The organism is Niallia circulans NBRC 13626, assembly GCF_001591585.1.
GTDB lineage: Bacteria > Bacillota > Bacilli > Bacillales > Cytobacillaceae > Niallia > Niallia circulans.
Map to the genome: position 1 here is coordinate 1 of NZ_BCVE01000053.1, position 1,495 is coordinate 1,495.

1 protein-coding gene is annotated in these 1,495 nt (G+C 34.9%); it reads left to right on the forward strand.

What is annotated here, in order from left to right:
- Positions 1–60: 60 nt before the first annotated feature.
- On the forward strand, positions 61–1,266 hold the full coding sequence (locus tag BCI01S_RS24420) for an IS256 family transposase (protein WP_061801339.1): 1,206 nt from the start codon (positions 61–63) through the stop codon (positions 1,264–1,266).
- Positions 1,267–1,495 lie beyond the last annotated feature (229 nt).

A 1,495-nucleotide genomic window follows, 5' to 3' on the forward strand; every position in this document is an offset into this window, starting at 1 on the left:
GGAGAGCGTCTATAATTTTGTGTAAATGGTTATACTTACCAATTAAGGAGATGATCATTTATGCAAGATCTACGGAATATGACAATTAGAGAGTTGGCCAGTCAATGTGAAACAGTGGATGATATCCACATGATGTTAAAAGAACTTTTTAAGGAAACTCTTCAACAAGTATTTGAAGCTGAAATCGAGGAACACTTAGGTTACTCTAAACACAATGTTAATGGTATTAACTCGGGAAATAGTCGAAACGGATATAGTAAAAAAACCATTAAATCTAAGTTGGGTGAAACTAAATTAAATATCCCTAGGGATCGTAAAGGAGAATATGAGCCTCAGATTATTAAAAAGTATGAGACCTCCATCAATGGCTTAGAGGATCAAATTATCGCCCTTTATTCCAAGGGAATGTCTACTAGAGACATAGAAAGTCATATGAGAGACATATATGGAATTAGCGTTTCTCCGACTTTAGTTAGTAAGGTAACGGATAAGGTTTTGCCGCTTGTTTATGAATGGCAATCCCGTCTACTAGAACCTGTTTATCCCATTGTATTTTTAGATGCTATTCATTTTAAGGTAAAGCATGAAAATAGGATTGTGAGTAAAGCTGCTTATACCGTTCTTGGTATTAATACTGATGGGATAAAAGATATTTTAGGTATTTGGATTGGCGAAGAAGAAAGTGCTAGTTTTTGGTTAAATGTATGTCAAGATTTAAAAAGTCGCGGGGTCGAAGACATCCTAATAGCCTGTAAAGATGGGCTTTCTGGTTTTACTGAAGCCATTAACGCTACTTTTCCTAAGACTGATGTTCAATCTTGTATTATTCATCAACTACGGAATAATTCCAAGACTGTTCCCAATAAAAATCGTAAAGAATTTATGAACGATTTAAAGAATGTCTATAAGGCTTTTACCATTGAACAGGCGGAAATGGCCTTTGAAGAATTTAAAGCAAAATGGGAAAAGAAGCATCCATCTGTTATTAAGTCATGGGAAAATAATTGGTTAGAACTTACCACTTATTTCTCTTATCCAGTGGAAATTAGAAAATTAATTTATACAACAAATACTATGGAAGCCTTTCACCGACAACTAAGAAAAGTCACCAAAACGAAAACGGCTTATCCTACGGATAATGCTTTAAGAAAAATTGTTTATCTAGCGACTATAGGTGTAACGGATAAATGGACTATTCCTGTGTCTGGATGGTTAGAATGTAAACAACAGTTTGAAATAATGTTTGAGGGGCGATTTGGGAAATAATCATTTTTTATTATTTTCTTACGCTTTAGGGCTATGCCCTAAGGGTTTATCGCTTTGGTTCTCCCAAAAGAAAAAGAGAGGATAACTCCTCTCCACTTTTGTACAGAACCCTACTAGGTGCTCGGGGTGCTCCCCAGCATTGCCCTATCCCCCTAGTAGGTAAGAATCTTATAGTTATAGTATTAACCATTTATTGTAATTCAATCATTTACACAAAATATTTTACATT

Excerpts from the sequence above, each read along its gene's own strand:
- BCI01S_RS24420 (WP_061801339.1), top strand. The coding sequence starts at position 61 with ATGCAAGATCTACGGAATATGACAATTAGAGAGTTGGCCAGTCAATGT.